This is a genomic window from Pelagerythrobacter marensis (assembly GCF_036700095.1).
Lineage (GTDB): Bacteria > Pseudomonadota > Alphaproteobacteria > Sphingomonadales > Sphingomonadaceae > Pelagerythrobacter > Pelagerythrobacter marensis_A.
Window position 1 is genome coordinate 2,690,136 of sequence record NZ_CP144918.1, and the last position, 13,764, is coordinate 2,703,899.

The 13,764-nt window shown below is 64.5% G+C and carries 13 protein-coding genes; 10 read left to right on the top strand and 3 right to left on the bottom strand.

Going from position 1 to position 13,764, the window contains the following annotated elements; genetic code table 11:
• Positions 1–35: 35 nt before the first annotated feature.
• From era to lepB, 3 genes are read right to left on the bottom strand one after another with little or no spacing between them, the layout of a single operon-like run.
• Positions 36–956, bottom strand: coding sequence for a GTPase Era (gene era / locus V5F89_RS12860; RefSeq protein ID WP_338446029.1), 921 nt, complete (start codon positions 954–956; stop codon positions 36–38).
• Entirely contained in the window at positions 953–1,624 is a 672-nt protein-coding gene (rnc, locus tag V5F89_RS12865) for a ribonuclease III (protein ID WP_338446030.1), read from the bottom strand. The genes era and rnc overlap by 4 nt, the downstream gene beginning before the upstream one ends.
• Positions 1,621–2,451 (bottom strand): signal peptidase I, encoded by an 831-nt coding sequence (lepB, locus tag V5F89_RS12870; protein ID WP_338446031.1) that lies wholly within the window; start codon positions 2,449–2,451, stop codon positions 1,621–1,623. The genes rnc and lepB overlap by 4 nt, the downstream gene beginning before the upstream one ends.
• Positions 2,452–2,625: 174 nt before the next feature.
• Here lepB and pgi point away from each other — a divergent pair, with 174 nt between their 5' ends.
• The 10 genes from pgi to mce all read left to right on the top strand — a co-directional run bounded on the left by pgi (position 2,626) and on the right by mce (position 13,747).
• Positions 2,626–4,152, top strand: coding sequence for a glucose-6-phosphate isomerase (gene pgi / locus V5F89_RS12875; RefSeq protein WP_338446032.1), 1,527 nt, complete (start codon positions 2,626–2,628; stop codon positions 4,150–4,152).
• Positions 4,153–4,193: 41 nt separating this feature from the next.
• A complete protein-coding gene (locus tag V5F89_RS12880) occupies positions 4,194–5,060 on the top strand; it encodes a DUF4886 domain-containing protein (protein ID WP_338446033.1) in 867 nt (288 codons plus the stop codon).
• Between the two features lie 132 nt (positions 5,061–5,192).
• Complete coding sequence (locus tag V5F89_RS12885; RefSeq protein WP_338446034.1) at positions 5,193–6,554, top strand: PAS domain S-box protein; 1,362 nt, start codon at positions 5,193–5,195, stop codon at positions 6,552–6,554.
• Between the two features lie 196 nt (positions 6,555–6,750).
• Positions 6,751–8,130: a DEAD/DEAH box helicase gene (locus tag V5F89_RS12890; protein ID WP_338446035.1), complete on the top strand. Its 1,380-nt coding sequence runs from the start codon at positions 6,751–6,753 to the stop codon at positions 8,128–8,130.
• Between the two features lie 88 nt (positions 8,131–8,218).
• A complete protein-coding gene (locus V5F89_RS12895; protein ID WP_338446036.1) occupies positions 8,219–8,917 on the top strand; it encodes a CDP-alcohol phosphatidyltransferase family protein in 699 nt (232 codons plus the stop codon).
• A 68-nt stretch (positions 8,918–8,985) separates the two neighbouring features.
• Entirely contained in the window at positions 8,986–9,636 is a 651-nt protein-coding gene (locus V5F89_RS12900) for an SRPBCC family protein (RefSeq protein WP_338446037.1), read from the top strand.
• 12 nt (positions 9,637–9,648) lie between these two features.
• Positions 9,649–10,005 (top strand): metalloregulator ArsR/SmtB family transcription factor, encoded by a 357-nt coding sequence (locus V5F89_RS12905; protein ID WP_338446038.1) that lies wholly within the window; start codon positions 9,649–9,651, stop codon positions 10,003–10,005.
• 63 nt (positions 10,006–10,068) lie between these two features.
• The gene (gene gor / locus V5F89_RS12910) at positions 10,069–11,421 is read left to right on the top strand and encodes a glutathione-disulfide reductase (RefSeq protein ID WP_338446039.1); all 1,353 of its coding nucleotides are present in this window, start codon (positions 10,069–10,071) and stop codon (positions 11,419–11,421) included.
• 109 nt (positions 11,422–11,530) lie between these two features.
• On the top strand, positions 11,531–13,063 hold the full coding sequence (locus V5F89_RS12915) for an acyl-CoA carboxylase subunit beta (protein WP_338446040.1): 1,533 nt from the start codon (positions 11,531–11,533) through the stop codon (positions 13,061–13,063).
• A 234-nt stretch (positions 13,064–13,297) separates the two neighbouring features.
• Entirely contained in the window at positions 13,298–13,747 is a 450-nt protein-coding gene (gene mce / locus V5F89_RS12920; protein WP_338446041.1) for a methylmalonyl-CoA epimerase, read from the top strand.
• The last annotated feature ends 17 nt before the right edge of the window (positions 13,748–13,764 follow it).

The window sequence follows — 13,764 nt, forward strand, 5'->3', positions numbered from 1 at the left end:
CGTTGCGCGACCGAATTCGGGCGAGGCTATACCCTCTAGCGAACCCAATCCAGCCCCATCTCTTCGAACATCTCGCGGTTTTCGCTCCAGTTCTCCTCCACTTTGACGTGAAGGAAGAGGTGGACCCGAACGCCGAGCAGCGCCGCAAGCTCCTTGCGCGCGGCCTCGCCGATCGCCTTTATCCGGCTGCCGCCCTTGCCGAGCACGATCGCGCGCTGGTTGTCGCGCGCAACCACGATCTGCTGGTGGATTTCGAGGCTGCCGTCGGGGCGGGTGCGATAGAGTTCGGGGCGAACCGCGCTGTCATACGGCAATTCTTCGTGGAGCTGCCGGTAAAGCTGCTCGCGGGTCACTTCCGCGGCGAGCAGCCGCTCGCTGGTGTCGCTCACCTGATCTTCGGGATACATCCAGTCGCCTTGCGGCATCGTCCCGGCCAGCGCGGTCTTCAACTCGCGCACACCGTCGCTCGTCAGCGCCGAGACGAAGAAGATCTCCGCAAATTCCACTTTCCCCGCCAGCTCCTGCGCCAGCGCCAGCAGCGGTTCCTTCTTCGCGACGTCGACTTTGTTGAGAACCAGGATCTTGCGCTCCGGGCGCTGCGCCAGGGCTTCCAGAAGCGGCTCCAGCTCGTGCCGGCGCTGCTTGACCGGATCGACCAGCAGCAGGATCGCATCGGCCGCCTCGGCGCCTTCCCACGCGGCGCTCACCATCGCGCGATCGAGGCGCCGGCGGGGCGCGAATATGCCGGGCGTGTCGACCAGGATCATCTGGGTCGCAGCCCCGTCGGCACCTTCGCCCAGTGCGATGCCCAGCATGCGGGCGCGGGTCGTCTGCGCCTTGGGGCTGGTGATCGCGACCTTTTGCCCCACGAGCTGATTGACCAGAGTCGACTTGCCGGCATTGGGCGCGCCGATGACCGCCACCAGGCCGCAGCGCGTGGTTGCATTTTCGCTCACCCGAAGGTCTCCATAAATGTTCTGGCGGCCGCGGTCTCGGCTTCCTGCTTGCTGGCTGCGGTCGCTTCCGCTTCGCCCACGTTGTGCACTCTTACGCGGACGGTGAAGCGGGCGGCGTGATCGGGCCCGGAACGGTCGAGCAATTCGTACTCGGGCGGACGGCGCTGGTTGCCCGCTGCCCATTCCTGCAACGCGCTCTTGGGATGCTTGGCGCGCCCCGTCTGGCCTTCGACCTGCTCGCGCCAGAAGGTTCGCACGAGGTCGCAAGTCGATTCGAATCCCCCGGCAAGGTAATTGGCGCCGAGCAGGGCCTCCATCACGTCGCCGAGCACGTTCTCGCTCTCGGCCGCCCCGTCGTCGCGCGCCTGTTTGCCCAGGCGAACATGGCCCGGCACGCCCAGCCGTCGCGCGACCTCGGCGCAGGCACGCTTGCTCACGAGTGCGTTCAACCGCTGTGCCAGCTTGCCTTCGTCGTCCTGCGTCCGTTCGAACAGCCAGCCGGCGATGGCGAGGCCCAGCACTCTGTCGCCGAGGAATTCCAGCCGCTGGTAGTGGCGCGATTCCCCGGTGCTGCCGTGGGTCAATGCCTCGCACCACAGCGCCTCGTCGTCCACTGTGAAGCCGGCCGACCCGAGCCATTTGCGCGTTTCGCGATCGAGTGCGGTCACAGGCCGTCTCCGATCCGGTGCCAGCGCGCCGCCGTGAACCAGGTCCAGGGCAGCAGCCATTCGGCGCTGCCGTCGGTCGACCACATCAGCATGGTCGCCCGGCCGACCAGGTTTTCCTGCGGCACCAGGCCGACCCCGCCGCCCGGCGTCGGCGGAAAACGGCTGTCCTGCGAATTGTCGCGATTGTCGCCCAGGACGAAAAGATGTCCTTCGGGCACGATCATGGGGCCGAAATCGTCCTGCGGCGTGCGCCCGAAGTCGAGCACTTCGTAACTGCGGCCCGAAGGCAGCGTTTCGCGAAACCGCGCATATCGGCACCGCTCGCCTTCGCCCATGCGCCTCTCGCGTATGCCGCCCCAGGCGCAGCCGGTGTTGGGCGAGACCGCGACGACGAAATCCGCGATCCGTTCCCTGCGCACACGCTCGCCGTTCAGCAGCACTTGCCCGTCGCGCAGTTCCACGGTCTCGCCGGGCAGGGCGATCGCGCGCTTGATATAGTCCATCCCGTCCACCGGATGCTTGAAGATCACCACGTCGCCGCGCTCCGGTTCGTTCGCCAGGATGCGGCCCGGGATCAGCGGTATCGAGAAGGGCAGCGAGTGGCTGGAAAAGCCGTAGGGCCACTTGGCCGCGATCAGGTAATCGCCGTTCATCAGCCGGGGCAGCATCGATTCGCTGGGGATCGAGAACGGCGAGAAGACGAAGCTGCGGAAGATCAGCACCGCCAGCGCGAGCTTGATCAGGAACCAGGTGAAACTGCCGAGAGTCTCGCCCTGGTCTTCGGCAGGCGATTCGGATTTGGGCGCGGCGGGAGCGGTCTGTGTCATGCAGGTGCTTTACACTCGAGCGGTAACATGGAAACCGCGAAACCCGCGGATAGCGCGGCACAGAAGCCGATGGCCGTGACCTTCCAGCCGGGCACTGTCGGGGCGATCGTCGTGCTTGAAAACATGGCCACAAGCCCTAGTCGGGTGGGGGCGATGTAGGAAAGGGATTTTCGCATGAGCGAGGCTGTTTCGGCGGCATGGGAAGCGATCGCGGCGGTGCCGCGGCGAACGCTGGGCGAACTGTTTCACGCCGACGAAGGGCGCGTCGCGCGCTTTTCGGACAGTCTGGCGCTGCCGGGCGACGGCGGCGGGACGATCCGCTTCGATTGGTCCAAGACCCATCTCGACGACCCGCTTTGCGCCCGTTTCGAAGCCCTCGCCGAAGCGGCCGGTTTCGCGGCGATGCGCGAGAAGCTGTTCGAAGCCGAGATCGTCAACCCGACCGAAGGGCGCGCGGCGACCCACGCCGCGATGCGCGGATCGGGCAATGCGGCCAAGGCGGAGGAGGCGGAGGCCTTGCTGCGCCGCATGGCCATGCTGGTCGAAGCCGTGCACGAAGGGGCGCTGGGCGAGGTCAGGCATCTCATCCATATCGGCATCGGCGGCAGCGCGCTGGGCCCCGCGCTGGCCGTCGATGCGTTGACCCGCGACGGGGCGCGGGTGGACGTTCATGTCGTTTCGAACATCGACGGCCTCGCGCTCGAAAGTGCCTTCGCCGCCTGCGATCCGGCGAAGACGCTGGTTGCCGTGGCGAGCAAGACCTTCACCACCATCGAAACGATGACCAATGCCGCAACCGCGCTGGCCTGGCTCGCCGACAACGGCGTATCCGATCCGACCGGCCGGGTCGTGGCGCTCACCGCCAGCCCGGAAAAGGCCGTGGAATGGGGCGTCGACGAAACGCGCGTGCTGCCTTTCCCCGAAACGGTGGGCGGGCGATACTCGCTGTGGTCCAGTATCGGGTTTCCCGTCGCGCTCGCCATCGGGATGGACGGCTTTCGGCAGATGCTGGCGGGGGCGCAGGCCGTCGACACGCATTTCCTGAAGGCCGAGGGGCGGGACAACCTGCCGCTGCGCGCGGCCTTCGCCGATCTGTACTATACCCGCATTCGCGGATGTCAGACGCGCGCGGTCTTCGCCTATGACGAGCGGCTGTCGCTGCTGCCCGACTATCTCCAGCAGCTGGAGATGGAATCGAACGGAAAGCGCGTCACTGCGGAGCAGGAACCGGTTTCGGGACCGACCGCGCCGATCACCTGGGGCGGCGTGGGCACCGATGCCCAGCACGCCGTGTTTCAGTTGCTCCACCAGGGCACGCATCTCGTCCCGGTCGACTTTATCGCCAGCATCGCGCCCGGCGACGCACTCGACCCGGCCCATCACCGCATTCTGCTGACGAACTGCTTCGCCCAGGCCGCCGCGCTGATGGCAGGGGACAAGGGGACCGACCCCGCGCGCCATTTTCCCGGCGACCGGCCGAGCGCGACGATCCTGTGCGACGATATCGATCCGGCGACATTCGGCGCGCTCATCGCCTTCCACGAGCATCGGACGTTCGCCAACGCCGTGCTGATGGGTATCAACCCGTTCGATCAGTTCGGCGTCGAACTGGGCAAGCGCATGGCGAAGGAGATCGATGCCGGCGGGGGCGAGTTCGATCCCAGCACCCAGGCGCTGCTGGACGCGGCGGGCCTGGGGTAGGGCGCGGCGCGCCACCTCGCTGAAGCGGAGGGAGAAGGACCATGTTGCGAGCTTTCGCCATGTTTGCGATTGCCCTGCTGATCTGGGTTTCGCCGGCCGCTGCCAGGGACGATGCGCGCACGATCCTGTTCATCGGCAACAGCTTTACCCAGGGCGCCGGGTCGGCGGTTCTCCGCTACCGCGCCGATAGCGTCGAAGACCTGAACGAAGAGGGCGTCGGCGGCGTGCCCGCGTTGTTCGCGACATTCGCCGAGCAGGCGGGCCTGCGCTGGAAGGTGTCGCACGAACTGCGCGGGGGTTCGACTCTCGGCTTTCACTTGCGCGAACGGCGCGCGGTTATCGATGCGCCCTGGGACGTCGTGGTTATGCAGCAGTATTCGGTGCTCGATCCCGAAAGGCCGGGCGATCCGACCGAGACGGCGCATGACGCACCGGCGCTTGCAGCAATGTTCACCCGCGCCAATCCGTCGGTCGACGTCTATCTGATGGCCACCTGGTCGCGTGCGGACCAGGTCTACCGCGAGGGCGGCCACTGGTATCGCCGGCCGCTGGCCGCGATGGCGCTGGACCTGCGCGCCGCGATGGACGCGATCCAGGCTGCCTCGCCGGATATCGACGGCGTCATTCCGGTGGGCGAAGGCTGGAACAGGGCGATCGCGCACGGCATTGCCGATCCCGATCCCTACGACGGGCGCGCGTTCGGCAAGATCGATCTTTGGAGCCACGATCAATATCATGCGAGCGCCGCAGGATCGTATCTCGAGGCGTTGATCGTGTTCGGATATGTAACCGGGATCGATCCCCGCACGCTGGGGCCGGATGAACGCGCCGCGCGCGATCTGGGCATTGCCACCCCGGTGGCCACCGCGCTGCAGCAAATCGCCGCCGAGCAACTCGGACGGGGCTGAAAGGCCCGCTTTCCAGAGCGGACGGAGAGCGTCGAATTGCTTTTTGTTGCACGGTAAACCCGTTGTTCTTGAACGATTATATGCTAGTCGGCGCGAGTGCACGGGCACCCGAACACATTTCGCGACGCGCATATGGCAGCGATCGTCGATCATTCCTCGGACGCAATCGTTTCGAGGGATCTGGACGGCAATGTGATGAGCTGGAATGTCGCGGCCGAACGTCTGTTCGATATTCCCGCAGCCGAGATGGTCGGCCATTCGATCCGGCGGATCGTTCCGGCGGACCGGCAGGACGAGGAAGATTCCATTTTCGCCCGGGTGCGGAACGGCGAACTGGTGCCCAAGTTCGAGACCATGCGGCTGAGAGCCGATGGAACGGAGATTCCGGTTGCCATCACCGTGTCGCCCATCCGCGATGCGGCAGGAACCATCATCGGCGCGTCGGAGATCGCGAACGATCTGCGCGAACAGGCGAACCTGCGTGCCGAACTGCTGCAAAGCCGGCAGCGGTTCGAGGCGCTTGCCAACAATATTCCGCAACTGGCCTGGATGGCCGACCGGAACGGGTGGATGTTCTGGTACAACCAGCGGTGGTACGATTTCACCGGGACAACGCTGGCGGAGATGGAGGGCTGGGGCTGGTGCGGCGTCCATCACCCGGACCATGTCGACCGGGTTGTCGAGAGCGTTCAGCGTTCCTGGGACACGGGCGAGCCCTGGAGCGAAACCTTTCCCCTTCGCGGCAAGACCGGCGAATACCGCTGGTTTCTGACACAGGCACAGCCGCTGCGCGACGAGAACGGCGATGTGATCCTGTGGTGCGGCACCCATACCGACATTACCGAGGAGCGCGAGACGAACGAGCGCATCCGTCTGCTGATGAACGAGGTCAATCACCGGTCGCGCAATATCCTGGCGACGATCCAGGCGATTATTCAGCGCACGGTGGGCGGTACCGATCCCGAACTGGTCGATGCACTGACCCGGCGCATCGCCGCGCTATCCGCCAATCAGGATCTTCTGACCAGCGGCAACTGGATCGGCGCCACGGTGGAAGACATCGCAAAGTCCCAGATCCTCCACGTCAGCGACATTTCCGAAGGGCGCGTGGAGTTCGACGGCCCTCCCGACGTCAAGTTGAAGCCATCCGCCGCGGAGGCGCTGGGCCTGGCGATTCACGAACTGGCGACCAATGCCGCCAAGTACGGCGCGCTCTCCAATTCGGAAGGGCGGGTGACGCTGCGCTGGCGTGTGGAGGAACGCGATGGCGCGCCGACGCTCGCTCTCGAATGGCGCGAACGCGACGGTCCGCCGGTCGTTTCGCCAAAACGTTGCGGTTTCGGCACGACCATTATCAAGCGCAATCCCGAAATGGCAATGCGCGCCCAGGTGACGCTCGATTATCTGCCGGACGGCGTGGAATGGCGGGTTCTCGCCCCGCTCGACGTTCTGGCGAAGGCCGCAAAAGAATCGATCCGCCAATCGGGCGATTGACTTCCGGGACGTTTCCCCCCATCTGCGCATCCAGCGAAGCGCGCGTGCCAGCGTGAAGTGGTGATCCCGAGACATGGGGCGCCCCGGCCGCGTTTCGGTTTTCTCGAAGACTTCCCTTTTCACGCGGGCGGTTTCAACCCCCGCGCCGCGTGCCGGATACGGCAGCGCGTCGCATCTGTTGCGAGTTCAATATACCATGACATTCGATAAACTCGGGCTTTCGCAGCCCGTCCTTCAGGCGCTCGACCTGAAAGGCTACAACACGCCCACGCCGATCCAGGCGCAGGCGATCCCCCCCGTTCTCGAAGGCCGCGACTTGCTCGGCATCGCGCAAACCGGAACGGGCAAGACGGCGGCGTTCATGCTGCCCAGCATCGACCGGCTGCGCGAGGCCGGCCGGCAAACGCCGTTCAAGTCGTGCCGCATGCTCGTGCTGGCGCCCACCCGGGAACTGGCCGGGCAGATCGCCCAGTCGGCGAAGGATTACGGTGCGCTTGCGGGCCTCAAAGTGCAGTCGATCGTCGGCGGCACTTCGGTCAACAAGGACCGTAACAAGCTGCACCGCGGCACCGATATTCTGGTTGCCACGCCCGGGCGCTTGCTCGACCTGATCGACCAGAAGGCCTTCGGTCTGGGTTCGGTGGAAATCCTCGTCCTCGACGAGGCCGACCAGATGCTCGACCTCGGCTTCATTCACGCGCTGCGCAAGATCAGCCAGCTCGTGCCGGACGATCGCCAGACGCTGTTTTTCAGTGCCACGATGCCCAAGCAGATCAAGGAACTGGTCGGCAAATATTGCCGCGAGCCGGTCCATGTTTCGGTCACGCCCGAGAGCACGACGGCCGAGCGGATCGACCAGTACCTGTTCATGGTCCAGCAGGACGAGAAGCAGACGCTGCTCGAAATGATCCTGCGCGGCCGCCATCCGGTGCCGGGCAAGATCGAGCGCGTGCTCGTGTTCACCCGGACCAAGCATGGCGCGGACCGTGTGGTGAAGAAACTGGCGCAGGCCGGCGTTCCCGCCAATGCGATCCACGGCAACAAGAGCCAGCCGCAGCGCGAGCGCGCGTTGAGCGAATTCCGTTCGGCGAAGACGCCGGTGCTGGTCGCGACCGACGTTGCGGCACGCGGGATCGATATCCCGGGGGTCAGCCACGTCGTCAATTACGAGCTGCCCAACGTGCCCGAACAGTACGTCCACCGCATCGGCCGCACGGCGCGCGCGGGTGCGGACGGGATCGCGATCGCGTTCTGTGCGGAGGACGAGCGCGCTTACCTGAAGGATATCCGCAAGACCACCGATGCCGAGTTCGATCGTCTGCCCTTGCCGGACAACTTCCGCGCCGTGGTCGAGGGTGTGGGGCCGACAAAGCCGGCGCCGCGCCCGCCGCATCAACGCGTCGCGGTGAAGCCGCGCGGCGAGGGGCGCCCGGCGTCCGGCGAGCAGCGCAAGTCGAACGCGAAGCATTCGCACCGTACGGGCAGGCCCCGTATCGGCGAAGGCCGCGGCGGGGAGGGCGACAGCGCGCGACCCCGGCGCCGCCGCCGGCGGTCGGGGCGCGGCGGTCGGGGCTGAGGCCCCGCCTGCTTCGCTGGACTTGTCGGTGCGCGAACCGGTAGAGCGCGTCTCTTTGCGCAACCAAGGCCGAAATGAGCGATTTGCGATGGAACGATATTCCCATGCCACGGTCGAGCCGATCGAGCGCATTCAGGAGAACCTGATCGCGCGCCTAGAACGACGCGTTCTGAACCGCCTCTGCGCCGCCATGCCCGGTTGGGTCGTGCCCGACATGCTGACTTTCGCCGGCATGTTCGGTGCCATGCTGGTCTTCGCCGGCTATCTGGCGAGCAACCTCGACGCCGAATGGCTATGGCTCTCGATCGCCGGCTACGTCGTCCACTGGTTCGGCGACTCGCTTGATGGCAGCCTGGCACGCTTCCGCAAGATCGAACGGCCACGCTACGGCTATTTCCTGGACCACAGTTGTGACGGTTTCGCGACCATGCTGGTCGTCGTGGGCATCGGCCTCAGTTCTTACGTCGAGATGGAGGTCGCCCTCATCGCGCTCGTGGGATACCTGCTCATGTCGATCCACGCCTTCCTCTCGGTGCGCGTGCTGGGCGAACTCAGGCTGTCCTACCTCAACGCCGGACCGACCGAACTGCGCCTGATCCTGATCGGTCTCACGCTCGCGATGCTGATCGCCGGGCCGGAGAATCCGATCGTCTGGCAACTCAACGTATTCGATCTGTTCGTCGGGGGCGTGGGCCTGCTGCTGATCGCGCTCTTCGCGGCGCAGACTGCTTCGACGGCACGCCGACTGGCGAAAGAGGAACCGCCCGCCCACCGCCGCCGCGATTGATCGCCCGCTGGACAACCCACCGTCTCCTATATAAGTATAAACTTATATAGAGTCGAAAGGGGACCGAGATGGGCGATTGGGCAAACGAGGCGGTGGACGAAGTTGTTCGGGAAGTGCGCAGCATCGAGTGGCAGGGCAAGCCGGCCCGCGTCGTCGCTGCGGCGCGATCCTATGCCACCGATCCCGCCGATTTATGGGATGCGATAACCGATCCGGCCCGCCTGAAACGCTGGTTCCTGCCGATCTCCGGCGAACTGCGCGAAGGCGGGCATTACCAATTCGACGGGAACGCCGGCGGCACGATCGATCGCTGCGAGGCACCCCGGCACCTGGCGGTGACCTGGGAGTTCAACGGCGGGTTGAGCTGGGTCAACGTCACCCTCGAAGCCGACGGCAGCGGCGCGACACGTCTGTTGCTCGAACATATCGGGCTCGAGGATGAAGCGGGCCTTGCGTTCTGGCAGCAGTTCGGCCCCGGCGCAGTGGGCGTCGGCTGGGACCTCGGCCTCTACGGCCTGGCCGAGCATCTTCGCACCGGCGAGGGGAAACCGGAGCAGGGCGAGGAGGAATGGCTCGCAACGGGCGAAGGGCGTGCTTTCGCCACGGCGTCGAGCGAGGCGTGGTATCGCGCGGCGCTCGCTTTCGGCACGGATGAAAGCGCGGCGCGCGGCGCGGCGGATCGCACCACGGCGTTCTATACCGGTGGCGGCGAGGCCTGATATGGGAACCCGATGCACGCTTTCGACATTCTTGGCGATCCCGTCCGACGGCGGATTCTGGAGCTGCTTGCCACAGGGGAGCAATCGTCGGGCGCCATCGTCGCGGTAATTTCCGAGGAGTTCGGGATCAGCCAGCCCGCGGTGTCGCAGCATCTTCGCGTTCTACGCGAAAGCGGCTTCGCACAAGTCCGTTCGGAAGCGCAGCGGCGGCTCTATTCGATCGATGCCGCACCGCTGGAAGAGGTCGAGCGCTGGCTCGAGCCGTTCCGCCGGTTCTGGGACCACAAGCTCGAGGCGCTGGCGACCGAAGTGGCGCGCGGCAAGCGTGCCCGCCGGCAACGCGACGATGCGGCGGGGGAGGGCGCCTGAACACGCCGGTTGGCAAGCGCCCTCGCGCCCGCCATATCGCGCGTCCAACCAAGGAGCGCGCGCATGGCCGATCAGTACGACTACGACCTTTTCACCATCGGCGCCGGCTCGGGCGGCGTACGCGCGAGCCGGGTCGCAGCGTCGCATGGGGCAAGGGTAATCGTGGCGGAAGAGCATCGGGTCGGCGGCACCTGCGTCATCCGCGGCTGCGTTCCCAAGAAGATGCTCGTCTACGGCGCGCATTTCGCCGAGGATCTGGAAGACGCCAGGGCATTCGGCTGGACGATCGAGAATCCGAAATTCGACTGGGCAACCTTGCGCGACAATGTGTTGCGCGACGTCGACCGCCTGAACGGTCTCTACACAGAGACGCTCGACAATCATGGGGTCGAGATCGTCAACGAACGGGCCGAACTGGTCGGGCCGCACGAGATCAAGCTTTCCGGCGGGCGGACGGTCACTGCCAGGCATATCCTGATCGCGACCGGCGCGCGCCCCCACGTGCCTGATTGTCCGGGGCATGAGCTGGGCATCACCAGCAACGAGGCCTTTCACCTGGAAACCCTGCCGCGGCGCATCCTGATTGCCGGCGGAGGCTATATCGCCAACGAGTTCGCCGGGATTTTCAACGAGCTGGGCAGTCAGGTCACGATCATCAATCGCAGCGACCAGTTGCTGCGCGGCTATGATGAGGCACTGCGCGACCGGCTGCTTCAGATCAGCATGATGAAGGGGATCGATTTCCGCTTTCACGCGGAATTTCGCGGAATCGAGAAGAACGACGACGGCACGCTCAAGGTGTCGATGACCAATCACGACGATCTGATGGTTGATTGCGTGCTGTTCGCAACGGGGCGCCTGCCCAATACCGGAGGGCTGGGCCTGGAGAAGGCCGGTGTCGAAACCGGCGAAAAGAACGAAATCCTGGTCGATCGTTTCAGCAAGACGAATGTCGATCATATCTATGCCGTGGGCGACGTGACCGATCGCGTCCAACTGACCCCGGTCGCCATTCGCGAAGGGCAAGCCTTTGCCGATACCGTCTTCGGCGGTGGCGATCCGATCGCGGTCGATCACGATTGCATACCCAGCGCGGTGTTCAGCCATCCGCCGCTGGCCGGTGTCGGCCTTACCGAGGGGCAAGCGCGCAACAAGTACGGCTCCGTTCGGGTCTACCAGTCGGACTTTCGCCCGATGAAGAACGTCCTCGCCGGCCGCAACGAGCGCAGCCTATACAAGATGGTGTGCGACGAGGATTCGGGCCGAATCCTGGGTATTCACATGATCGGGCCGGAGGCGGCGGAAATCATGCAGGCGGCTGCCGTCGCCGTTAAGGCCGGGCTGACCAAGGCGGATTTCGACGCCACGGTCGCGATCCATCCGACTATGGCCGAGGAACTGGTTCTGCTGCGCTGACTCAGGCCTGGAGGAAGGCGGAACGGCGACCGGCAGCTGTTTGCATGAAAGATTGACGCTCGCTTGCGCTGGCCGCTAGGCCCGCCGGACCATAATTGCAGGGGTGCCGATGTCAGCCAATATCGCCGAAATGGAACGCCGTCGCGAAGCCGCCCGCATGGGCGGAGGGCAAAAGCGGATCGACGCACAACATGCCAAAGGCAAGCTCACCGCTCGCGAACGGCTCGACATCCTTCTCGACGAAGGCAGCTTCGAAGAACTCGACACATATGTCGAACACGATTGCGTCGATTTCGGCATGCAGGATCAGAAGATTCCGGGGGACGGCGTGGTCACCGGAAGCGGCACGATCAACGGCCGCCTCGTCTATGTCTTTTCGCAGGACTTCACCGTCTTCGGCGGTTCGCTGTCGAAGCGCCATGCGGAGAAGATCTGCAAGGTGATGGATACCGCCCTGAAGGTCGGCGCTCCGGTCATCGGCCTCAACGACAGTGGCGGCGCGCGCATCCAGGAAGGCGTCGCCTCGCTCGGCGGTTATGCCGAGGTATTTCAGCGCAACGTCCTGGCCAGCGGCGTCATCCCCCAGATCAGTCTGATCATGGGGCCTTGCGCGGGCGGAGCGGTCTATTCCCCGGCGATGACCGACTTCATCTTCATGGTGAAGGATTCCAGCTATATGTTCGTCACCGGCCCGGATGTGGTGAAGACGGTGACAAACGAGGTCGTGACGCAGGAAGATCTGGGCGGCGCGGTGACGCACACGACCAAGACCAGCGTCGCCGACCTCGCGTTCGAGAACGATATCGAGACCTTGCTGCAGACGCGCAACTTCTTCGACTACTTGCCGCTTTCCAATCGCGAGCCGGTGCCCGAACGGCCCACGGCAGACCCCTGGGATCGCGAGGAGCCGAGCCTCGACACGCTGATCCCCGACAATGCCAATCAGCCATACGACATGCACGAGGTGATCCGAAAGACGCTGGACGAAGGCGATTTCTTCGAGATCCAGCCGGCCCATGCGGGGAACATTATCTGCGGCTTCGGCCGGGTCGAGGGGCGCACCGTGGGGGTCGTCGCCAACCAGCCAATGGTGCTGGCGGGCGTGCTGGACATCAATTCGAGCAAGAAGGCTGCGCGCTTCGTTCGCTTCTGCGATGCCTTCGACATTCCCATCCTGACCTTCGTCGACGTCCCCGGCTTCCTGCCCGGCACGAGCCAGGAACTGGGCGGGATCATCAAGCACGGCGCCAAGCTGCTGTTCGCCTATGCCGAGGCGACCGTGCCCAAGATCACCGTGATCACCCGCAAGGCCTATGGCGGGGCCTACGACGTGATGGCCTCCAAGCACTTGCGCGGCGATCTCAACTACGCCTGGCCGACGGCCGAGATCGCGGTGATGGGCGCGAAGGGGGCGGTCGAGATCATCTTCCGGCAGGACCGCGACGACCCGGACAAGATCGCCGAGAAGACCAGGGAGTACGAGGAACGCTTCGCCAACCCCTTCGTGGCGGCATCGCGGGGGTATATCGACGAGGTGATCCACCCGCATTCGACAAGGCGGCGGATCGCGCTCGGGCTGCGCAAGCTACGCGGAAAGGTGCTGGAGAACCCGTGGAAGAAGCATGATAATATTCCGTTGTGATTACTGATATATTCGACACTCCTTGGGCGTTCTTGCTGATAATTGCGATGCTTTCCGCATTTAATGTTTGCTATCTTTTTACGACAAACGGAATTCCTCGATTCGACTTTCGAAACGGGTTCAGACTGGTTGATAAACAAGAACACAAGCTCGGCTATGTGTGGAGCATAATCTTGTCTCTGTTGATATTTCTTGGATCAATTGCAGTCATCATATCGCAATGGGTGGATTAAAATGAAACTCGGCCGTCTCAATCATATTGGCGTCGCGACGCCTTCGATCGCGGACTCGATCGCGCATTATCGCGACACGATGGGCGCGACCGATATCACCGAGCCGTTCGACCTGCCCGAACAAGGGGTGAAGGTCTGCTTCGTCAATACGCCGACCGATAGCGGGATGAACGGGACGCAGATCGAATTGATCGAGCCTTATGACGAGAACTCGCCGATCAATGGCTTCCTCGCCAAGAACCCGCTCGGCGGGCAGCACCATGTGTGCTTCGAGGTTGCGGATATCGCGAAGGCACGCGAATGGTTCGAGGGAGCCGGCAAGCGTATCCTCGGTCCGACACGTATCGGCGCGCACGGGACGCCGATCTTCTTCGTCCACCCCAAGGACATGATGGGCCAACTGACCGAGATTATGGAAACACCCCGGGGTGACGGCCATCGGTCGAACTGACCGGCGAAGGAGCACAG

Bases quoted from the DNA above. Each gene is read 5' to 3' on its own strand.
- V5F89_RS12915 (WP_338446040.1), top strand. From the start codon at position 11,531: ATGTCAGCCAATATCGCCGAAATGGAACGCCGTCGCGAAGCCGCCCGC.
- lepB (WP_338446031.1), bottom strand. From the start codon at position 2,451: ATGACACAGACCGCTCCCGCCGCGCCCAAATCCGAATCGCCTGCCGAA.
- V5F89_RS12895 (WP_338446036.1), top strand. From the start codon at position 8,219: ATGGAACGATATTCCCATGCCACGGTCGAGCCGATCGAGCGCATTCAG.
- V5F89_RS12880 (WP_338446033.1), top strand. From the start codon at position 4,194: ATGTTGCGAGCTTTCGCCATGTTTGCGATTGCCCTGCTGATCTGGGTT.
- pgi (WP_338446032.1), top strand. From the start codon at position 2,626: ATGAGCGAGGCTGTTTCGGCGGCATGGGAAGCGATCGCGGCGGTGCCG.
- gor (WP_338446039.1), top strand. From the start codon at position 10,069: ATGGCCGATCAGTACGACTACGACCTTTTCACCATCGGCGCCGGCTCG.
- V5F89_RS12905 (WP_338446038.1), top strand. From the start codon at position 9,649: ATGCACGCTTTCGACATTCTTGGCGATCCCGTCCGACGGCGGATTCTG.
- mce (WP_338446041.1), top strand. From the start codon at position 13,298: ATGAAACTCGGCCGTCTCAATCATATTGGCGTCGCGACGCCTTCGATC.
- V5F89_RS12885 (WP_338446034.1), top strand. From the start codon at position 5,193: ATGGCAGCGATCGTCGATCATTCCTCGGACGCAATCGTTTCGAGGGAT.
- V5F89_RS12890 (WP_338446035.1), top strand. From the start codon at position 6,751: ATGACATTCGATAAACTCGGGCTTTCGCAGCCCGTCCTTCAGGCGCTC.
- V5F89_RS12900 (WP_338446037.1), top strand. From the start codon at position 8,986: ATGGGCGATTGGGCAAACGAGGCGGTGGACGAAGTTGTTCGGGAAGTG.